The organism is Streptomyces sp. P3 (assembly GCF_003032475.1).
Lineage (GTDB): Bacteria > Actinomycetota > Actinomycetes > Streptomycetales > Streptomycetaceae > Streptomyces.
In genome coordinates this window covers 4,236,296-4,254,859 of the sequence record NZ_CP028369.1, presented here as the reverse complement: position 1 = coordinate 4,254,859, position 18,564 = coordinate 4,236,296, and the positions used below count along the sequence as shown (strand labels likewise).

General features: G+C 73.0%; 17 protein-coding genes. 7 read left to right on the top strand and 10 right to left on the bottom strand.

Features of this window, described 5'->3' with window-relative positions; translation table 11 throughout:
• Positions 1-169 precede the first annotated feature (169 nt).
• The 4 genes from C6376_RS19070 to C6376_RS19055 all read right to left on the bottom strand — a co-directional run bounded on the left by C6376_RS19070 (position 170) and on the right by C6376_RS19055 (position 6,663).
• On the bottom strand, positions 170-1,603 hold the full coding sequence (locus tag C6376_RS19070; protein ID WP_107444534.1) for a lysine N(6)-hydroxylase/L-ornithine N(5)-oxygenase family protein: 1,434 nt from the start codon (positions 1,601-1,603) through the stop codon (positions 170-172).
• On the bottom strand, positions 1,600-3,141 hold the full coding sequence (locus C6376_RS19065) for an aminotransferase class V-fold PLP-dependent enzyme (protein WP_254075996.1): 1,542 nt from the start codon (positions 3,139-3,141) through the stop codon (positions 1,600-1,602). The genes C6376_RS19070 and C6376_RS19065 overlap by 4 nt, the downstream gene beginning before the upstream one ends.
• 361 nt (positions 3,142-3,502) lie before the next feature.
• Complete coding sequence (pepN, locus tag C6376_RS19060) at positions 3,503-5,995, bottom strand: aminopeptidase N (RefSeq protein ID WP_173985679.1); 2,493 nt, start codon at positions 5,993-5,995, stop codon at positions 3,503-3,505.
• A 317-nt stretch (positions 5,996-6,312) separates the two neighbouring features.
• The gene (locus tag C6376_RS19055; protein WP_107444532.1) at positions 6,313-6,663 is read right to left on the bottom strand and encodes a chorismate mutase; all 351 of its coding nucleotides are present in this window, start codon (positions 6,661-6,663) and stop codon (positions 6,313-6,315) included.
• A gap of 86 nt (positions 6,664-6,749) precedes the next feature.
• On the opposite strand from C6376_RS19055, the gene C6376_RS19050 reads away from it, so the two are divergent.
• Complete coding sequence (locus C6376_RS19050; protein WP_107444531.1) at positions 6,750-7,646, top strand: hypothetical protein; 897 nt, start codon at positions 6,750-6,752, stop codon at positions 7,644-7,646.
• Positions 7,647-7,695: 49 nt separating this feature from the next.
• On the opposite strand, the gene C6376_RS19045 is transcribed toward C6376_RS19050, so the two are convergent.
• Positions 7,696-8,601 carry an SDR family oxidoreductase gene (locus tag C6376_RS19045; RefSeq protein ID WP_107444530.1) on the bottom strand — a complete coding sequence of 302 codons (906 nt, stop codon included), beginning with the start codon at positions 8,599-8,601 and terminating at the stop codon, positions 7,696-7,698.
• A 97-nt stretch (positions 8,602-8,698) separates the two neighbouring features.
• A complete protein-coding gene (locus C6376_RS19040) occupies positions 8,699-9,439 on the bottom strand; it encodes an SDR family oxidoreductase (RefSeq protein ID WP_107444529.1) in 741 nt (246 codons plus the stop codon).
• Positions 9,440-9,494: 55 nt separating this feature from the next.
• Between C6376_RS19040 and C6376_RS19035 the strand changes: the two genes are divergently transcribed.
• Genes C6376_RS19035 through C6376_RS19020 form a run of 4 tightly spaced genes read left to right on the top strand, consistent with a single transcriptional unit; the run spans position 9,495 to position 12,868 of the window.
• On the top strand, positions 9,495-10,268 hold the full coding sequence (locus tag C6376_RS19035; RefSeq protein ID WP_107444528.1) for an enoyl-CoA hydratase family protein: 774 nt from the start codon (positions 9,495-9,497) through the stop codon (positions 10,266-10,268).
• Positions 10,261-11,097, top strand: a complete 837-nt coding sequence (locus tag C6376_RS19030; RefSeq protein ID WP_107444527.1) for a CoA transferase subunit A — start codon at positions 10,261-10,263, stop codon at positions 11,095-11,097. Before C6376_RS19035 ends, C6376_RS19030 begins: the two co-directional genes overlap by 8 nt.
• Complete coding sequence (locus tag C6376_RS19025; protein WP_107444526.1) at positions 11,094-11,813, top strand: CoA-transferase subunit beta; 720 nt, start codon at positions 11,094-11,096, stop codon at positions 11,811-11,813. The genes C6376_RS19030 and C6376_RS19025 overlap by 4 nt, the downstream gene beginning before the upstream one ends.
• Positions 11,813-12,868, top strand: a complete 1,056-nt coding sequence (locus tag C6376_RS19020) for a nitronate monooxygenase family protein (protein WP_107444525.1) — start codon at positions 11,813-11,815, stop codon at positions 12,866-12,868. Before C6376_RS19025 ends, C6376_RS19020 begins: the two co-directional genes overlap by 1 nt.
• 183 nt (positions 12,869-13,051) lie before the next feature.
• On the opposite strand, the gene C6376_RS19015 is transcribed toward C6376_RS19020, so the two are convergent.
• The 3 genes from C6376_RS19015 to C6376_RS19005 are packed head-to-tail and all read right to left on the bottom strand — an operon-like array spanning position 13,052 to position 15,687.
• Entirely contained in the window at positions 13,052-14,209 is a 1,158-nt protein-coding gene (locus tag C6376_RS19015; RefSeq protein ID WP_107444524.1) for an acetyl-CoA C-acetyltransferase, read from the bottom strand.
• Positions 14,210-14,244: 35 nt separating this feature from the next.
• Positions 14,245-14,883: a TetR/AcrR family transcriptional regulator gene (locus tag C6376_RS19010; protein WP_107444523.1), complete on the bottom strand. Its 639-nt coding sequence runs from the start codon at positions 14,881-14,883 to the stop codon at positions 14,245-14,247.
• A 15-nt stretch (positions 14,884-14,898) separates the two neighbouring features.
• Positions 14,899-15,687, bottom strand: coding sequence for an SDR family oxidoreductase (locus tag C6376_RS19005; protein ID WP_107444522.1), 789 nt, complete (start codon positions 15,685-15,687; stop codon positions 14,899-14,901).
• Positions 15,688-15,760: 73 nt separating this feature from the next.
• Here C6376_RS19005 and C6376_RS19000 point away from each other — a divergent pair, with 73 nt between their 5' ends.
• Together C6376_RS19000 and C6376_RS18995 are read left to right on the top strand one after the other, a co-directional pair.
• On the top strand, positions 15,761-16,900 hold the full coding sequence (locus C6376_RS19000; RefSeq protein WP_107444521.1) for an acyl-CoA dehydrogenase family protein: 1,140 nt from the start codon (positions 15,761-15,763) through the stop codon (positions 16,898-16,900).
• Positions 16,897-17,889, top strand: coding sequence for an acyl-CoA dehydrogenase family protein (locus C6376_RS18995; protein ID WP_107444520.1), 993 nt, complete (start codon positions 16,897-16,899; stop codon positions 17,887-17,889). Before C6376_RS19000 ends, C6376_RS18995 begins: the two co-directional genes overlap by 4 nt.
• Before the next feature lie 139 nt (positions 17,890-18,028).
• Here the strand turns inward: C6376_RS18995 and C6376_RS18990 are convergent, their stop codons facing one another.
• Positions 18,029-18,520 carry an FBP domain-containing protein gene (locus C6376_RS18990; protein WP_107444519.1) on the bottom strand — a complete coding sequence of 164 codons (492 nt, stop codon included), beginning with the start codon at positions 18,518-18,520 and terminating at the stop codon, positions 18,029-18,031.
• Between the last annotated feature and the right edge of the window lie 44 nt (positions 18,521-18,564).

Below are 18,564 nucleotides of genomic sequence, written 5' to 3'. Positions count from 1 at the left end.
TGCGGGGTTTTGCAGTCCCGCGGTCTGTAGTCCTGCGGGTCTTTCAGTCCTGTGGGTCTTGTGGTCCTGCGGGCGGTGGGCGGTGTTCCCTGGGGTGGCCTGGTTCGGTCGCCGTGGGGGCACCGCCTTTTCGCGTGGGTCGGGTCGTCGGCGTCGGCGGGTGCGGTCTTCAGCGTAGGTCGACGAGGGGGGTGAGGGTGGGTGCTTGCCGGGCGGTGGGGACGCGGGGTTCGGGTTGGGGTTGGGGTTGTCCGAGTCCGAAGGTGGTGAAGGCGGTCCGGGTGGGCAGGGGGTAGGTCTCTTTTTCGGTGAGGGCGTTGAGGATGGTGGCGCTGCGCCAGGCGGCGAGGCCGAGGTCGGGGGCGCCTACGCCGTGGGTGTGGCGTTCGGCGTTCTGGACGTGGACGTTGCAGCCGGTGGCGGTGATGGAGGGGTCGAGGACGAGGCGGAAGTGTGCGTCGATGCGGGGGCGTTCGCTGTTGTCGCGGCGGATGTAGGGGTCGAGGCCGGCGAGGATGCGGTCGAGGGTGTGTTCGCGGTGGCCGGTGGCGAGGACGACGGCGTCGGTGGTGAGGCGGCTGCGGATGTTCTGCTGGGTGTGTTCGAGGTGGAGTTCGATCTGGGTGGTGGAGATGCGGCCGGCGGTGCGGACGGTCACGCCGGGGGTGAGGACGGCGTCGGGCCAGCCGCCTTGGAGGGTGCGGCGGTAGAGCTCGTCGTGGATGGCGGCGAGGGTGTCGGCGTCGATGCCTTTGTGGAGTTGCCATTGGCCGGCGAGCAGGCGGTCGCGGACGTTTTCGGGGAGGGCGTGGAAGTAGCGGGTGTAGTCGGGGGTGAAGTGTTCGAGGCCGAGTTTGGAGTACTCCATGGGGGTGAACGCTTCGGTGCGGCCGATCCAGTGGAGGCGTTCGCGGCCGGCGGGGCGGTGGCGGAGGAGGTCGAGGAAGACTTCGGCGCCGGACTGTCCTGATCCGACGACGGTGATGTGGCCGGCGGTGAGGAGGGTGTCGCGGTGGGTGAGGTAGTCGTCGGTGTGCAGGACGGGGACGCCGGGGGCGTCGACGAGGGGGCGCAGGGAGTCGGGGATGTGGGGGGTGGTGCCGATGCCGAGGACGACGTTGCGGGTGTGGGTGCGGCCGAGGGCTTCGGCTTCGCCGGCTGCGTCGAGTTGGGTGAAGTCGACTTCGAAGACGTCGCGTTCGGGGTTCCAGTGGACGGAGTCGACCTGGTGGCGGAAGTGGAGTCCGGGGAGTTGGTCGGCGACCCAGCGGCAGTAGGCGTCGTATTCGGCGCGCTGGATGTGGAAGCGCTCGGCGAAGTAGAAGGGGTAGAGGCGGTGGTGGGTTTTGAGGTAGTTGAGGAAGGTCCAGGGGCTGGTGGGGTCGGCGAGGGTGACGAGGTCGGCGAGGAAGGGGACCTGGATGCGGGCGCCGTCGATGAGGAGGCCGGGGTGCCAGTCGAAGCGGGGGCGTTGTTCGTAGAAGACGGCGTCGAGTTCGGCGAGGGGGTGGGCGAGGGCGGCGAGGGAGAGGTTGCTGGGGCCGACGCCGATGCCGACGAGGTCGCGGGGGGTGCCGGCGTCGGGGTGTGGGGGCGTGTTCATGCGGGGGTGTTTCCTTCCACCAGTCGCAGGAGGGCGGTGAGGTCGGCGGGTCGGGTGTGGGGGTTGAGGAGGGTGGTCTTGAGCCAGAGTCGGCCGTCGAGGCGGGCCCGGCCGAGGACGGCGTGGCCTTGGGTGAGGAGGCGTCGGCGGATGTCGGCGACGGCGGTGTCGGTGGCGTGTGCGGGTCGGAGGAGGACGGTGCTGAGGGTGGGTGGGGCGTGGAGTTCGAGGCCGGGGTGGGCGGTGACGAGGTCGGCGAGTTGCCGGGCGTTGTCGCACACCTGGTCGACGAGGGCGCCGAGGCCGCTGCGGCCGAGGGTTTTGAGGGTGACGGCGATCTTGAGTACGTCGGGGCGGCGGGTGGTGCGCAGGGAGCGGCCGAGGAGGTCGGGGAGTCCGGCTTCGGTGTCGTCGTCGGCGTTGAGGTAGTCGGCGTGGTGGTGGAGGGCGGTGAGGTCGTGGGGGTCGCGGACGGCGAGGAGTCCGGCGGCGACGGGCTGCCAGCCGAGTTTGTGCAGGTCGAGGGTGACGGTGTGGGCGGCTTCGAGGCCGGTGAGGAGGGGGCGGCGCCGGTCGCTGAAGAGGAGGCCTCCTCCGTAGGCGGCGTCGATGTGGAGGCGGGCGCCGTGGGCGTGGCAGAGGGCGGCGAGGGCGGGGAGGGGGTCGATGAGTCCGGCGTCGGTGGTGCCGGCGGTGGCGGCGACGAGGAGGGGGCCGGGTCGGGTGGTGAGGGTGTGGTGGAGGGTGGCGGGGTCGAGGACGCCGGTGGGGGTGGGGAGGATGACGGGTTCGGGGAGGCCGAGGAGCCAGGCGGCGCGGGGCAGGGAGTGGTGGGCGTTGGCGCCGCAGACGAGCCGGAGGGCGGGTCCGTGTGCTTCTCGGGCGAGGAGCAGGGCGAGGTGGTTGGCTTCGGTGCCGCCGGTGGTGACGAGGGCGTCGGCGGGGAGCGTGGGGGCGGTGGCGGCCCGGGGGCGGGTGGCCGGCGTCATGGGGCCGGTGGGCGCGGGCCCGGAGTCGGCGGACGGTGACCCGGGACTGGCGGGCGCGGGCCCGGAGTCGGCGGACGGTGACCCGGGGCCGGTGGGCGCGGGCGCGGAGCCTGTGGGGGGTGCGGGGTTCGTGTGGCCGTAGATCTCCGCGGCGAGGGCGTGGGTGAGCAGGGATTCCAGTTCCGAGGCGGCGGGGGCCTGGTCCCAGGAGTCGAGGGAGGGGTTGAGGGTGGAGGCGGCGAGGTCGGCGGCGGTGGCGACGGCGAGGGGTGGGCAGTGCAGGTGGGCGGCGCACAGGGGGTGGGCGGGGTCGGCGGCGCCTTCGGCGAGGGTGCGGACGACGGTGTACAGGGCGTCGGGGTCGCCGTGTTCGGGCAGCGGGTCGCCGATGGCCTCGCGGACGCGTTCGGCCACCGTGTGGGGTCCGCCTTCGGGCAGTGGCCCGCCGCGTGAGCGGGCGCCGGCGTCGAGTGCGTCGAGGACGGTCGCCAGCAGGGGGCGCAGGGCGTCGGAGCCTTCGGGGCCTGAGGCGAGGGGCGGCATGCTCACGGGGGTTCCTCCGGGGCCGGGGGCGGATGCCCGCAGCGGGGAGGTCCAGCTTGTCGGGTGGGACGGCGACGCGCCCGAAAGCCCGGTGACAGGAACCCGAAAGTGGGTACTTCGGCCGGGTTGGGTGCCGGGGGAACGATTCCTCGGGCGGCTGTGCTTCGCCGTGGCGGGGGGCCGTGTTCTCCGGGTGCCGGGGTCGTCGGCACCCGGCGGTCGGGGCCGTGTGAAGGGGCCGTGCGAAGGGATGGTGCGGCGGGCCGGGTCGGGGGCTCGGCCTGAGTTGCGGCGGCCCGCCGCGAGGCCCCCACACGCACCGGCCTGGGGTGTGGGGGGCCTCGCGGCGGGCCGTGGCCGCGGGGTGTCAGGCCTGGTGGGCCTCGCGTACGCGCAACGCGCGTGTGAGGTCGTCGAGTTGGTCGACGAGTTTGCGGCGCAGGGCCGGGATGGGGTGGGCGTCGGCGAGGCATTGTTCGCCCAGCCGCAGGGTGTCGGGGTCGACGGCGTGGCCGGGGAAGGCCCAGCGGCCGGCGGCGTCCGCGATGGCGGGGCCGCGGCGGGCGGCGAGGGCGACGGCGTCCTGGTAGAAGCGTGGGACGTAGTCGGCGAGGAGGTCGGCCTGTTCGGGCTGCCAGAAGCCCTGGGCGGTGGCGGTGAAGAGGTAGTTGGAGAGGTCGTCGTCCTCGAACATGGCGGCCCAGGCGGTGCGTTTGGCGTCGGCGTCGGGCAGGGCGGCGCGGCAGCGGGCGGCGCCTTCGCGGCCGGTGGCGGAGGGGTCGCGGTCGAGTTCGGCGGCGATGTCGGCGTCGTCGACGGCGCCGAGGACCGCGAGCCGGGCGAGGACGCGCCAGCGCAGGTCGGGGTCGAGTTCGGGGCCGCCGGGGACGGTGCCGTCGGCGAGCCAGGCGGCGATGGTTTCGGGGTGGGCGGCGACGGCGATGAAGTGGCGTACGGCGATGAGGCGCAGGCTGGGGTGGTCGCCGTCCTCGGTGCGGCGGATGAGGTCGCGGCAGAGCGCGGAGAGCGCGGAGAGCGCGGCGGGGCGCTGTTCGGGGGTGGCGTAGCGGTCGGCGGCCTGGCCTGAGGCGAAGGTGAGGACGCCTTGGACGAGGGCGAGGTCGGTCTCGTGCGGGAGGTGGGCGCGGGCGGTCTCGAGGTAGGCGGCGGGGGCGAGTTCACCGTCGCGGACGGCGTCGCGCAGGGCGTTCCAGACGACGGCCCGGGTGAGGGGGTCGGGCAGGCCGCTGAGGCGGGCGCGGACGGTGTCGAAGGATCCGGGGTCGAAGCGGACCTTGGCGTAGGTGAGGTCGGCGTCGTTGAGGAGGAGCAGGGCGGGGCGCTTGCCGAGGGGTTCGGGTGCGCTCTGCGGGATGTCGATCTCGAGGCGTCGGCGCAGGGTGAGGTGGCGGTCCTCGTCGGCGAGGTCGAGGTCGTAGAGGCCGACGCCGACGCGGTGGGGGCGGCTGCCCTGGTGGTCGACGGTCAGGGTGTGGTCGCCGTTGGAGCCGGTGACGGTGGGGACGAGGGTGTCCACGCCGGTGGTGCGCAGCCAGGCGTCGGCCCAGGCGTGGACGTCGCGGTCGGTGTGGGCGGCGAGGGAGTCGATGAAGTCGGCGAGGGTGGCGTTGGCGAAGCGGTGTCGGGCGAAGTGGGTGTTGATGCCGGCGAGGAAGTTCTTCTCGCCGAGCCAGGTGACGAGCTGGCGCAGTGCGGAGGCGCCCTTGGCGTAGGAGATGCCGTCGAAGTTGAGGAGTGCGGAGGCGGTGTCGTCGACGTCCTCGGGGGCGACGGGGTGGGTGGAGGGGCGCTGGTCGGCGTCGTAGCCCCAGGGTTTGCGGACGACGCCGAACTCGGTCCAGGTGCCGTGGAAGCGGGTGGCTTCGGTGAGGGTCTGGTAGCCCATGTATTCGGCGAAGGACTCGTTGAGCCAGATGTCGTCCCACCATTGGAGGGTGACGAGGTCGCCGAACCACATGTGGGCCATCTCGTGGGCGATGACCATGGCGCGGGTCTGGCGTTCGGTGTCGGTGACGGCGGAGCGGTAGACGAATTCGTCGCGGAAGGTGACGAGGCCGGGGTTCTCCATGGCGCCGGCGTTGAACTCGGGGACGAACGCCTGGTCGTAGGAGTCGAAGGGGTAGGGCTCCTCGAACTTCTCGTGGTAGCGGTCGTAGCAGGCGCGTGTGATGTCGAGGAGTTCGTCGGCGTCGGCGTCGAGGTAGGGGGCCAGGGAGCGGCGGCAGTGGAGGCCGAAGGGGAGTCCGCGGTGTTCGGTGCGCACGGAGTGCCAGGGTCCGGCGGCGACGGCGACGAGGTAGGTGGAGATCAGGGGGGTGGGGGCGGCCCGCCAGCGGCCGTCGCCGAGGTGTTCGGTGATGCCGTTGGCGAGGACGGTCCAGCCTTCGGGGGCTTGGACGGTGAGCTCGAAGACCGACTTGAGGTCGGGCTGGTCGAAGGCGGCGAAGACGCGTTGGACGTCTTCCATGAACAGTTGGGTGTAGAGGTAGGTCTCGCCGTCGGTGGGGTCGGTGAAGCGGTGCATGCCCTCGCCGGTGCGGGAGTAGCGCATGCCGGCGCGGACGCGCAGTTCGTGTTCGCCGGCGGTGAGGCCGGTCAGGGGGAGCCGGTTGTCGTCGAGCGTGTCGGGGTCGACGGGCTCGCCGTCGAGGGTGACGGAGTGCAGTGCGGCGGGCCTGATCTCGACGAAGGTGTCCCCGTGGGTGCGCGCGGCGAACCGGATGACGGTGCTGGACTCGAAGGTCTCGTCGCCGGTCGTCAGGTCGAGCTCGATGGTGTAGCGGAGGACGTCGATGAGCTTGGCACGGTTCTGCGCTTCGTCGCGCGTCAGTACGGACATGCAGGACATGCTGCCTGATGCCGCTGGCCGGGCACAGGGGCGGATCGGTACGCGCCCTATGTCCCTTCTCGCGCCGGAGCGCTGGCCCTGTGCCGATTTGGCGCCGGGCATGTGCCGGTCACGTGCCTGTCGTGCGGCCGTCGGCGTGGCTGGGCGTTGCGCGGTGCGTGCCGGTGCGGTGTCGGGTGCGCGGTGCGGTGGGTCTCGGCGCGGTCCTGGTGCGGTTCCGGGGGGTGCGGCGTCGGGTGCGCGGTGCGGTGCGGCGTCGGTGGTGCGGTCGTGGCTGGCGGGCTCGAGCCGGTTCGGGCCGGTTCGGGTCAGCCGCGTGGGGGCGCCGCGGTGTCCTCGGCGATGCGCTCGTGGTGGCGGATGACCTCGGCGATGATGAAGTTGAGGAATTTCTCGGCGAACGCGGGGTCGAGTTTGGCGCTCTCGGCGAGGGTGCGCAGCCGGGCGATCTGGCGGGCCTCGCGGGCCTGGTCGGCGGGCGGGAGCTGGTGGCGGGCCTTGAGGTGGCCGACCTGTTGGGTGGCTTTGAAGCGTTCGGCGAGCATGTGCACGACGGCCGCGTCGATGTTGTCGATGCTGTCGCGCAGCCGGACGAGCTCCTCGCGGACGGCGGGGTCGACGTCGCCGGTGCCGGGCGCGCGGGTGTTGCTGGTGGTCATGGGCGATCACCCTAGGGCATGTCCCGGCGGGCGTTGCGGGCTGCCCGTACAGTGGAATGGGGTCCTCGGCGTGTTGGGGGTGCGGCGTGGCGAACGGCGGGCCGGTCGAGCACGGTTACCCGCATCTGGAGACGGTGCGGGCGGCGGTGACGGCGCTGTACAAGCGGTTGTCGTACGACACGATCCACCAGTTCGCGACGAGTGTGGCGCCGGCCGACGTGGCGTTCTGCGAGGGCGATGACCTGCATCTGGGGGCGCAGCGGGTGGCCCGGGAGCTGGTACGGCACTACCGGTTGCCGGACGCGCGGATGGTGGTGGCGTTCCGGGAGATGGAGCATGCGGCGCACATCGAGCTCGCGGCGGGGCCGGAGTACTTCGTCGAGCTGAACGACCGTTTCCGCACGCATCGTCGGGACATCGGTGCGGCGCTGGCGCACGAGATCATGCACGTCTACCTGCATCGGGCGGGGTTGTCGTTCGCGGGGACGCGGGACAACGAGATTCTGACGGACACGGCGACGACGTATCTGGGAGCGGGCTGGCTGCTGCTGGACGCGTACCGGGTGGACGGGGCGTCGTCGCAGAAGCTGGGGTATCTGACGCCGGAGGAGTTCGGGTACGTCCTGGCGAAGCGGTCGCTGGTGTTCGGTGAGGATCCGTCGGTGTGGTTCACGAGCGCGCGGGCGTACGAGGCGTACGGGCGGGGTCTGGAGCGGGCCCGGTTCGACGAGCGGCAGCCGCCGCTGACGGCGGCGGGCTGGGCGGGACGGCGGCGTTATGCCCGTGACCGGCGGCACGCGCAGGGGGTCGGGGCGCGGCCGGGGGACGCGGGCGCCCCGTATGCGTTCGTGCACGATCCGCAGGGGCCGTTGCGGGTGATGTTCGCCTGTCCTACTTGCCGTCAGCGGATTCGGGTTCCGGTGCGGGGGCGGGTCCGGGCTCGCTGCGGGTTGTGCGGGACGGTGCTGGAGTGCGACACGTGAGGTGTGGTGCGGTGGTGGATCGGCGTGGGTCCGTGCCGCTGCGCGGGTGTCACGCGCCGTAGACGCGGCGGGGTGGTTGCGCGTCGGTGAGGAGCTTGCGTGCGGTCTCTCCCGCCTCGGCGGGGCTGTGGCGTCTTGCGGTGTCCGCTGTCGGGCCGGGGCGCCAGCCTTCCATGACGGTGATCCGGCCGCCCTCCGTCTCGAAGACGCGTCCGGTGACGCCTTCGCTGGCGGTGGAGCCGAGCCAGACGACCAGTGGGGAGACGTTGCCGGGGGCCATGGCGTCGAAGCCGGTCTCGGGGGCGGCCATGGTGGCGGCGAAGGTGTGTTCCGTCATGCGGGTGCGGGCGGCGGGCGCGATCGCGTTGACCTGGACGCCGTAGCGGGCGAGTTCGGCGGCCGCGACGAGCGTGAGGCCGACGATGCCGGCTTTCGCGGCGCTGTAGTTGCCCTGTCCGAGCGAGCCGAGCAGTCCCGCCCCGCTCGTGGTGTTGACGATGCGGGCGGCGGGTGTGCGGCCTGCCTTGGCCTCGGCGCGCCAGTGCGCGGCGGCGTGCTTGAGGGTGAGGAAGTGGCCCTTGAGGTGGACGCGCAGGACGGCGTCCCAGTCGTCCTCGTCGAGGCTGACGAGCATGCGGTCGCGCAGGAAGCCGGCGTTGTTGACGAGGGTGTCGAGCCGGCCGTACGTCTGCAGGGCGGTCGTCACGAGGGACGCGGCGCCTTGGGGGGTGGCGATGTCGCCGCCGTGGGCGAGGGCGGTGCCGCCGGCTGCGCGGATCTCGTCGGCGACCTGTCGGGCGGGGCTGTCGGGGCCGGGGGTGCCGTCGAGTCCGACGCCGAGGTCGTTGACGACGACCCGGGCGCCCTCGGCGGCGAAGGCGAGGGCGTGGGCGCGCCCGAGGCCGCGTCCGGCGCCGGTGACGACCACGACCCGGCCGTCGCAGATTCCGCTCATCGGGGGTCTCCTCTCACGTCTCTCACGTCTCTCACGTCTCTCACATCTCTCACGTCTCTCACGTCTCTCCGGTCCTTCAGGCCGCGTCGGAGTCGTGTCAGGTCGTCTTGTCGGCGGTCGCGGCGTCGAGGAAGGCGGGCCGTTCGCCTCCGCCGTGCAGGAGGAGGCTGGCTCCGCTGATGTAGGCGGCCGCGTCGGAGGCAAGGAAGGCGGCCGCGTCGCCCACGTCGTCGGGGAGGGCGAGGCGGCCCAGGGGGACGGTGCGGGCGACGGCCTCGACGCCGTCGTCGTCGCCGTAGTGGAGGTGGGTGCGCTCGGTGTGGACCATGCCGACGACCAGGGTGTTCACGCGGATCTCCGGTGCCCACTCGACGGCCATGGACCGTGCGAGGTTCTCCAGGCCGGCCTTGGCCGCGCCGTAGGCGGCGGTGCCGGGTGAGGGGCGGGTGCCGCTGACGCTGCCGATCATCACGATGGAGCCCCGTGCGCGCCTGAGGTGGTCGTGGGCGGCGAGGGACACCGTGAGTGGGGCGAGGAGGTTGAGCTCGATCACGCGCGTGTGGCGGTGCGCGTCGGCCTCGGCGAGTGGCCGGTAGGGGGCGCCTCCCGCGTTGTTGACGAGGACGTCGAGCCGGGGCAGCCCGGCGAAGAGGGTGCGTACGGCGTCGGCGTCCCGTACGTCGAGCGATGTGAACCGGGTTCCGGGGATCGGGGTGTCGGGGGGCCTGCGGGCGCAGACGACGACCTCTGCGCCGGCGCGCGTGAGGGAGCGCGCGATCCCGGCGCCCACTCCGCGGGTGCCGCCGGTGACTACGGCGACCTTCCCGTCCAGCTTCATCGGCTGCTACCTTTCCACCTAACAAACGTTTGGTGGAAAGGTAGCTGATGCTTCCATGGGTGTCTCCACCTCGTCCCCGGAAAAGGGGGCGGAAAAGGGAATCGCGCTCGTCACGGTCGACTTCCCGCCGGTGAACGCCCTGCCGGTGAACGGCTGGTTCGCGCTGGCCGACGCCGTGCGCGCGGCCGGCCGCGATCCGGCCACGCGGTGCGTGGTGCTGGCCGCCGAGGGGCGCGGCTTCAACGCGGGCGTCGACATCAAGGAGATCCAGGCGCAGGGGGCGGGTGCGCTGATCGGCGCCAACCGCGGCTGCTTCGAGGCGTTCGCGGCGGTGTACGAGTGCGAGGTCCCCGTCGTGGCGGCCGTCCAGGGGTTCTGTCTGGGCGGCGGTGTCGGCCTCGCGGGGAACGCGGACGTGATCGTGGCGAGCGAGGACGCCGTGTTCGGGCTGCCCGAGCTGGACCGGGGCGCGCTGGGCGCGGCCACCCATCTGGCCCGGCTGGTGCCCCAGCATCTGCTGCGGGCCCTCTACTACACCTCGCGCACGGTCACGGCGGCCGAACTGCACGGGCACGGCTCGGTGTGGCGGGTGACGCCGCCCGGTGAACTGCGCGCGGCCGCGCTGGAGGTGGCCGGCGAGATCGCCGCGAAGGACGGCGAGCTGGTGCGTCTGGCCAAGGCCGCCATCAACGGCATCGATCCGGTCGACGTGCGTCGCAGTTACCGCTTCGAGCAGGGATTCACCTACGAGGCGAGCGTCGGCGGAGTGGCCGACCGGGTCCGGGACGCCTTCGGCAGGGTCGCACGGGAGGAGAGCTCGGGTGAGTGACAAGACGATGAGCGCCGAGGAGGCCGTCTCCCGCCTGGAGAGCGGTATGACCCTCGGCATCGGCGGCTGGGGTTCGCGCCGCAAGCCGATGGCGCTGGTGCGGGCGCTGCTGCGGTCGGAGGTCACCGACCTCACCGTGGTCTCGTACGGCGGTCCGGACGTCGGGATGCTGGCGGCGGCAGGGCGGATCCGCAGGCTGGTCGCCGCGTTCGCCACCTTGGACTCGATCCCGCTGGAGCCGCACTACCGGGCGGCCCGCGAGCGCGGCGCGCTGGAGCTGACGGAGGTCGACGAGGCGATGTTCCTGTGGGGGCTGCGCGCGGCGGCGCACCGGCTGCCGTTCCTGCCGGTGCGGGCGGGCCTCGGCTCGGACGTGATGCGGGTCAACCCCGGTCTGCGGACGGTGACGTCGCCGTACGAGGACGGGGAGACGTTCGTGGCCATGCCCGCCCTGCGGCTGGACGCGGCGCTGGTGCACGTCAACCGGGCCGACCGGCTGGGCAACGGCCAGTACCTGGGTCCGGACCCGTACTTCGACGACCTGTTCTGCGAGGCGGCGGACACCGCGTACGTCAGCTGCGAACGCGTCGTCGACACGGCCGAGCTGACGAAGGAGGCGCCGCCGCAGTCGCTGCTGATCAAGCGGCACACCGTGACGGGGGTGGTGGAGGCCCCGAACGGGGCGCACTTCACGTCCTGCGCTCCCGACTACGGCCGGGACGAGGCGTTCCAGAAGCGGTACGCGACGACGCCGTGGGCACAGTTCGCGGCCCGCTACCTCGCCGGGGACGAACAGGCGTACCGGTCGGCGGTCGGGGAGGACTCATGAGCGGGACCACGCGTGCCGAGTACTGCGTGATCGCCTGCGCCGAGGCCTGGCGGGGCGGCGGCGAGATCCTGGCGAGCCCCATGGGGGTGATCCCCTCGGTGGGCGCCCGGCTCGCCCGGCTCACCTTCTCGCCGGATCTCCTGCTGACCGACGGCGAGGCGCTGATCGTGCGCCCGGACGGGACGACGGAGGGCTGGCTGCCCTACCGGCAGCATCTGGAGCTGGTCACCGGCGGCCGCCGGCACGTGATGATGGGCGCGAGCCAGATCGACCGGTACGGCAACCAGAACATCTCCTGCGTCGGCGACTGGGCGAAGCCGGTGCGCCAGCTCCTCGGAGTGCGCGGCGCGCCCGTCAACACCCTGAACAATCCGACGAGTTACTGGATCCCGAGGCACTCCCGGCGGGTCTTCGTCGCGAAGGTCGACATGGTGTGCGGCGTCGGGTACGACCGTGCGGCCGGCGCCCGGCACCACCGCATCCCGCGGGTCGTCTCCGACCTCGGTGTCTTCGACTTCGCCACGCCCGACCGGTCGATGCGGCTGGCCTCGCTGCACCCCGGGGTGAGCGTGGAGCAGGTCCGGGAGGCGACGGGGTTCGAGCTGGCCGCCCCGGACGAGGTGCCGTACACCCGTGAGCCGACCACGGCGGAGCTGCGGCTGATCCGTGAGGTGATCGACCCGGAGGGCGCCCGGGGCCGGGAGGTGCCGGCCTGATGGAGACGGCGTTCACCCGGCTGGTCGGGGTCCGTCACCCGATCGTGCAGACCGGCATGGGATGGGTGGCGGGCCCGCGGCTGGTGTCGGCGACGGCGGACGCGGGGGCGCTGGGCGTCCTGGCCTCGGCGACGATGACCCTCGACCAGCTGCGGTCGGCGGTGCGCGAGGTGAAGGCGCGCACGGACGCGCCGTTCGGCGTCAACCTGCGGGCCGACGCGGCGGACGCCGGCGACCGGGTGCGGATCATCGTCGACGAGGGGGTGCGGGTCGCGTCGTTCGCGCTCGCCCCCTCCGCCGAGCTGATCGCCGGGCTCAAGGAGGCGGGGGTCGTCGTCGTCCCGTCCGTAGGGGCCCGCCGGCACGCGGAGAAGGTGGCGGCGTGGGGCGCGGACGCGGTGATCGTGCAGGGCGGCGAGGGCGGCGGCCACACCGGTGAGGTGGCGACGACGGTTCTGCTTCCCCAGGTGGTGGACGCGGTGGACGTCCCCGTCGTGGCGGCGGGCGGCTTCTTCGACGGGCGGGGTCTGGCGGCCGCGCTGGCGTACGGGGCGGCCGGCGTCGCGATGGGCACGCGGTTCCTGCTCACCTCGGACTCGCCGGTCCCCGAGGCGGTGAAGGCGCGGTATCTGGCGGCGACGGTACGGGACGTCACCGTCACCCGGGCCGTGGACGGTCTTCCGCACCGCATGCTGCGCACGCCGCTGGTAGACGGCCTGGAGGACGCGGGCCGGGGCAGGGCGTTGCTGCGGGCAGCGCGTCACGCGGCCGGCCTGCGCAGGCTGTCCGGGCTCACCTGGCGGCAGATGGTCCGCGACGGCCTGGCGCTGCGCCACGGCAAGGACCTCGCCTGGAGTCAGGTGCTGCTGGCCGCGAACACACCGATGCTGCTGAGGTCCGCGATGGTGGAGGGCCGCCCGGAGGCGGGCGTGATGGCCGCCGGGCAGGTCGCCGGGGTGATCGACGACCTGCCGTCGTGCGCGGAGCTGGTCGAGCGGATCATGAAGGAGGCGCAGGACGTGCTGGCCGCCCTGGACCGGCTCAAAGGGACGTGAGGACCGGCGCGCCGGCCCGTCCCCCGCACCTGCGCACCTACCGGTACGGCCTTACCGCTCTCGGACCGCCTCGGTGCGCCAAACAGCCTCGCCGCTCGGCACGATCCGTGCCACTGGGGCGGCCGTGCCGCCGGGTCAGCCGTACGGCCGGGTCGCCGTACGGCTGGGAACCCGCGTTTCCCGTCAGAGCCGCTCGACGATCGTCACGTTGGCCTGGCCGCCGCCTTCGCACATGGTCTGCAGTCCGAACCGGCCGCCGGTGCGCTCCAGTTCGTGCAGCAGCGTCGTCATCAGCTTCGCGCCGGTCGCGCCGAGGGGATGGCCGAGGGCGATCGCGCCGCCGTTGACGTTGACCTTCTCCGGGTCCGCACCGGTCTCCTTCAGCCAGGCCAGCACGACGGGCGCGAACGCCTCGTTGATCTCGACGAGGTCGAGGTCGTCGATGGTGAGGCCGGTCTTCTTCAGGGCGTGCGCGGTGGCCGGGATCGGGGCCGTCAGCATGCGGATGGGGTCCTCGCCGCGCACCGACAGGTGGTGGACGCGGGCCCGCGGCCGCAGCCCGTGCTCGCGGACGGCGTCCTCGGAGGCCAGCAGCAGCGCGGCGGCGCCGTCGGAGACCTGCGAGGAGCAGGCGGCGGTGACGGTGCCGCCGTCGATGACGGGCTTCAGCGCGGCCATCTTCTCCAGGGAGGTGTCGCGGCGCGGCCCCTCGTCGGTCGTCACGTCCCGGTAGGCGACGGTCTCACGCGTGAAGCGGCCCTCGTCGATCGCGCGTACCGCCCGGCGGTGCGAGCGCAGGGCGAACTCCTCCTGGTCCTGTCGGCTGATGCCCCATTTGGCGGCGATCATCTCGGCGCCGGCGAACTGGTTGACGGGCCGGTCCCCGTACCGTGCGCGCCATCCCTCGCTGCCGGCGAAGGGGCCCCGGGTGAAGCCGAGCGGTTCGGCGGCCTGCCGGGTGGCGAAGGCTATCGGGATCTGCGACATGTTCTGCACACCGCCCGCGACGACGAGGTCCTGGGTGCCGGACAGCACGCCCTGGGCGGCGAAGTGCACGGCCTGCTGCGAGGAGCCGCACTGCCGGTCGACGGTCACGCCCGGCACCTCCTCGGGGAGTCCGGCGGCCAGCCAGCAGGTCCGCGCGATGTCGCCGGCCTGCGGTCCGACCGTGTCCAGGCAGCCGAAGACGACGTCCTCGACGGCCGCCGGGTCCACGCCCGAGCGGGCGACGAGTTCCTTCAGCACGTGCGCGCCGAGGTCCGCCGGGTGCACCCCGGACAGACCTCCCCCCCGCCGCCCGACGGGCGTACGGACCGCTTCGACGATGTAGGCCTCGGCCATGGCAACTCCCTCATGCAAAGGGGCACGTCAGTGGACTATTCACGGACGGCGATGCCGTCCAGCACCATCGACAGGTACTGGCGGGCGATCTCCTCCGGGCTGTGCTGCCCGCCGGGCCGGTACCAGGACGCGGCGACCCACACCGTGTCGCGGACGAACCGGTAGGTGAGACGGACGTCGAGATCGGCCCGGAAGACCCGGGCTGCGACGCCGCGTTCCAGCGTGGAGAGCCACGCCGTCTCGAATCTGCGCTGGGAGTCGGCGAGGAACGCGAACCGTTCCTGCGCCACCAGCTGCCTGCTCTCCTTCTGGTAGATCGCGACGGCGGCACGGTGCCGGTCGATCTCCCTGAACGACTCGGTGACCAGGGCCTCGAGGGTCTCGCGGGGGCCCAGCGGGGCCGCCAGGACGGTGTCGTAGCCGTCCCACAGTTCGTCGAGGAAGCTGCGCAGGATCTCCTCGAGCATCGACTCCTTGGAGTCGAAGTGGTAGTAGAGGCTGCCCGCGAGCATGCCCGCGTGGTCCGCGATCTTGCGCACGGTGGTGGCGTTGTAGCCCTGCTCGGCGAAGACCTCGGCAGCGGTCTCGAGGAGTTCGCGGCGCCGGGCGGGCGCGGCGGTCACCTGGGGCTTCTTCTTCGCAGCAGGCTGGGCGGAAGGCTTCGTAGGAGGCACGCGTCCATTGTCGTCCTAGGGATGCTGGCCGCTGACGGAGACCACTTCGCCGGTCATGTACGAGGAGTAGCCGGACGCCAGGAACACGATCACGTTGGCGACCTCCCAGGGCTCGGCGTACCGTCCGAAGGCCTCGCGTGCGGTGAGCTCCTCCAGCAGTTCGGCGGAGGTGACCTTCACCAGGTGCGGGTGCATGGCGAGGCTGGGTGAGACGGCGTTGACCCGTACGCCGCAGGCGGCGGCCTCGATCGCCGCGCAGCGGGTCAGTGCCATCACGCCCGCTTTCGCCGCCGCGTAGTGCGCCTGCCCGGCCTGGGCGCGCCAGCCGACGACGGAGGCGTTGTTGACGATGACGCCGCCGCCGGTGTCGCGCATCCGCCGCAGGGCGGCCCGGGTGCAGCGGAAGGTGCCGTTCAGTGTGACGTCGAGGACGCGGTTCCACTGGTCGTCCGTCATGTCCGCGAGGTGGGCGGTGCCGCCGAGGCCGGCGTTGTTGACGACGATGTCCAGCCTGCCGTGGGCGTCGGCGGCGGCGTCGAACAGAGCCCGCACCTGGTCCTCGTCGGTGACGTCACAGGGCAGGGCCGCCACCGACGCCGGCCCGAACTCCTCGGCCAGCGCGCTCTCGTGGGCTTTGAGCCGCCGGGCGTGGGCGTCGCTGATCAGCACGCGCGCCCCTTCTTCCAGGAAGCGCCGTGCGACGGCTTGGCCGATGCCGGCCCCGGCCGCGGCCGTGACGACGGCGGTGCGCCCCCTGAGCAGCCCGTGACCGGGCACGTATGCCGGACTCTCGACGCCTGTCATGGAGCCACGCTAACCTACCAAACACTTGTTAGGGAAGAACGGTCCCGCGAAATGCACCCGTAGGAGAGCGCCCGTGGATCTCACGCACTCCCCCGCCGACGAGGCGTTCCGCGCCGAGGCCCGGGAATGGCTGCACGCGCATGTGCCGCCCGAGCCGCTGCCCTCGCTGGAGACCGCCGAGGGCTTCGCCGCGCATCGCGCCTGGGAGGCCGAACTGGCCTCGGGCGGCTGGTCGGCGGTGAACTGGCCGAGGCGGTACGGCGGACGGGAGTGCGGTCTCATGCGCTGGCTGCTCTTCGAGGAGGAGTACTACGCGGCGGGCGCGCCGGGCCGGGTCGGCCAGAACGGCGTGAGCCTCCTCGCGCCGACCCTGTTCGAGCACGGCACCGAGCAGCAGCGCGCGCGTGTGCTGCCCGCGATGGCGTGCGGCGAGACCATCTGGGCGCAGGCCTGGTCGGAGCCGGAGGCCGGTTCGGACCTGGCCTCGTTGCGGGCCCGGGCGGTGCGGGTCCCCGGCGGCTGGCGGCTCAGCGGTCAGAAGACGTGGTCCTCGCGCGCGGCCTTCGCCGACCGCGCCTTCGGTCTGTTCCGCAGTGACGCCGAGGCGCCGAAACCCCATCAGGGGCTCACCTACGTCATGTTCGACCTGCGGGCCGAGGGCGTCACCGTCCGCCCGATCGGCCGTCTCGACGGGAAGCCGGCGTTCGCCGAACTGTTCCTGGACGAGGTGTTCGTGGCGGACGAGGACGTGATCGGCGAGCCGGGCCAGGGCTGGCGGATCGCGATGGCGACAGCGGCCGACGAACGCGGGCTGACGCTGCGCTCCCCCGGCCGCTTCCTCGCCGCGGCGGAGCGGCTGCACGCGCTCTGGCGGGCGCAGGGCGGTCCGCAGGGCGCGCGGGCACAGGTCGCGGACGCGCTGATCGGCGCCCGCGCCTACCAGTTGGCCACCTTCGCGACCGCTTCCCGGTTCCTCGGCGGCGAGCGCGTGGGCGCCGAGGCGAGCCTGAACAAGGTCTTCTGGTCCGAGTACGACATCGCCCTGCACGAGACGGCGCTGGATCTCCTCGGCGAGGAGGGCGAGTTCGCCGAGGAGGAGTGGTCGCAGCGGTACGTCTTCGCTCTCGCCGGGCCGATCTACGCGGGCACCAACGAGATCCAGCGCGACATCATCGCCGAGCACCTGCTCGGCCTGCCGAGGGGACGCCGATGACCGTCTCGCCGCACGTCCCCGCACCGAAGGCGCCCGCGCCGCGCTTCCTCCTCGACGCCGAGCAGCGGGCCTTCGCCGAGTCGCTGCACGCCATGCTGGCCGCGGCCGGCACACCGGCCGTGATCCGCGACTGGAGCCGGGGCGAGCGGACGGCCGGGCGGGCGCTGTGGTCGCGGATCGCCGCGGCCGGCGTCTTCGCGCTCGCGGTCCCGCAGGCGTACGAAGGGCTGGGGCCGCGGCCCGTGGAACTGGCCGTCGCCTTCGTGGAGTTGGGGCGGTATGCGGTGCCCGGCCCGCTGGTGGAGACGGTGGCCGCGGCCGCGGCGCTGCGCGCTCCGGGGCCGGCCGGGCGGTTCCTGCCGGGCCTGGCCTCGGGCGAGTCGATGGCGACGCTGGCGCGGGAGGGCGGGTACGCCCTGGACGGCGACGCGGCGGCGGCACGGCTGGTGCTGGCCGCGGACGGGCTGCGGCTCGCCCCGGGACACGGCCCGGTCCGCGCGTCCCTGGACCCGGCCCGACGGCTCACCCGGCTGCTGCCGGGCGGTGAACTCCTCGACCCGGATCCGCCCGCGGAGGGCGCCCTGCTGTGGGCCCGTCTCGCCACCGCCGCGCAGGCGCTGGGCGTGGGTCTCGCACTGCTGGACCGGACGGTGGGGTATGTGCGGCAGCGCGTCCAGTTCGGGGTGCCCGTCGGGTCGTTCCAGGCGGTCAAGCACCGGCTGGCGGACGCCAAGATCGCGCTGGAGTTCGCCCGTCCCCTGGTGCTGGGCGCAGCCGTGACGATGACCCCGGCGGACGTGGCCGCGGCGAAGGTGAGCGCCTGCGAGGCGGCGTACGCGACCGCCCGCACCGCGCTCCAGCTGCACGGCGCGATCGGCTACACGGCGGAGTACGACCTGTCGCTGTGGCTGACCAAGGCCCGCGCGCTGCGTACGGCGTGGGGCGCCCCGGACGACTGCCGGGCGGAGGTGCTGCGCGCCCGCGCCTGAACCGCCGCCGCGGGGGCGCGACCCCCGGCCGGGCCGCCACCCGCGAGCGAGGGACGGCGGGCGGCGGACGCCCGTCGCCGGTCGCCGGACGGCAGACGGCAGACGGCAGACGGCAGACGGCAGACGGCAGACGGCAGGGTCAGCCCGTCACCTTGGAGACGAACGCGGCGAGGTGGGCGACCGTCCGCTCGATCCTCTCCTCCAGCGTGATCGTCTCGTGCAGTCGCGCCCCGATGCCCGCGTCCCGCCTGCCCCGCACGTACAGCGAGCAGGCGAGGTCGCTGCAGATGTAGGCGCCCACCGAGTTGCCCTGCTGACCGGCCCGGCCGGCCTTCGGCGCGACCATCAGCGAGACGCCGCCGGAGTGGGTGGTCAGGCACAGCCGGCACATGCTGCGCCGGGACTGCCCGGGGCCGGCGGCGGAGGTGCGCAGGGCGAGGGCCTTCAGCCTGCCGTCGAGCTCCACGGCGAGGTAGGCGCGGTCGGGGGCCTGGGGGTCACGCCAGCCCAGATAGTCCAGGTCGTCCCACGGGCGGTCGGCGAGGTCGCGCGGTACTGACAGGCGTTTCGCCTCGCCCTTGGTGCAGTTCACGAACGCGGCGCGGATCTCTGCTTCGGTCAGCGGCTTCATATCAGCGAGGCTAATTTGCCTAATACTTTTAGGCAAACACATAA

What these genes read in the sequence shown, in the direction of transcription:
- C6376_RS19070 (WP_107444534.1), bottom strand. Translation starts at nt 1,603, where the DNA reads ATGAACACGCCCCCACACCCCGACGCCGGCACCCCCCGCGACCTCGTC.
- pepN (WP_173985679.1), bottom strand. Translation starts at nt 5,995, where the DNA reads ATGTCCGTACTGACGCGCGACGAAGCGCAGAACCGTGCCAAGCTCATC.
- C6376_RS19055 (WP_107444532.1), bottom strand. Translation starts at nt 6,663, where the DNA reads ATGACCACCAGCAACACCCGCGCGCCCGGCACCGGCGACGTCGACCCC.
- C6376_RS19045 (WP_107444530.1), bottom strand. Translation starts at nt 8,601, where the DNA reads ATGAGCGGAATCTGCGACGGCCGGGTCGTGGTCGTCACCGGCGCCGGA.
- C6376_RS19040 (WP_107444529.1), bottom strand. Translation starts at nt 9,439, where the DNA reads ATGAAGCTGGACGGGAAGGTCGCCGTAGTCACCGGCGGCACCCGCGGA.
- C6376_RS19035 (WP_107444528.1), top strand. Translation starts at nt 9,495, where the DNA reads ATGGGTGTCTCCACCTCGTCCCCGGAAAAGGGGGCGGAAAAGGGAATC.
- C6376_RS19025 (WP_107444526.1), top strand. Translation starts at nt 11,094, where the DNA reads ATGAGCGGGACCACGCGTGCCGAGTACTGCGTGATCGCCTGCGCCGAG.
- C6376_RS19020 (WP_107444525.1), top strand. Translation starts at nt 11,813, where the DNA reads ATGGAGACGGCGTTCACCCGGCTGGTCGGGGTCCGTCACCCGATCGTG.
- C6376_RS19015 (WP_107444524.1), bottom strand. Translation starts at nt 14,209, where the DNA reads ATGGCCGAGGCCTACATCGTCGAAGCGGTCCGTACGCCCGTCGGGCGG.
- C6376_RS19005 (WP_107444522.1), bottom strand. Translation starts at nt 15,687, where the DNA reads ATGACAGGCGTCGAGAGTCCGGCATACGTGCCCGGTCACGGGCTGCTC.
- C6376_RS18995 (WP_107444520.1), top strand. Translation starts at nt 16,897, where the DNA reads ATGACCGTCTCGCCGCACGTCCCCGCACCGAAGGCGCCCGCGCCGCGC.
- C6376_RS18990 (WP_107444519.1), bottom strand. Translation starts at nt 18,520, where the DNA reads ATGAAGCCGCTGACCGAAGCAGAGATCCGCGCCGCGTTCGTGAACTGC.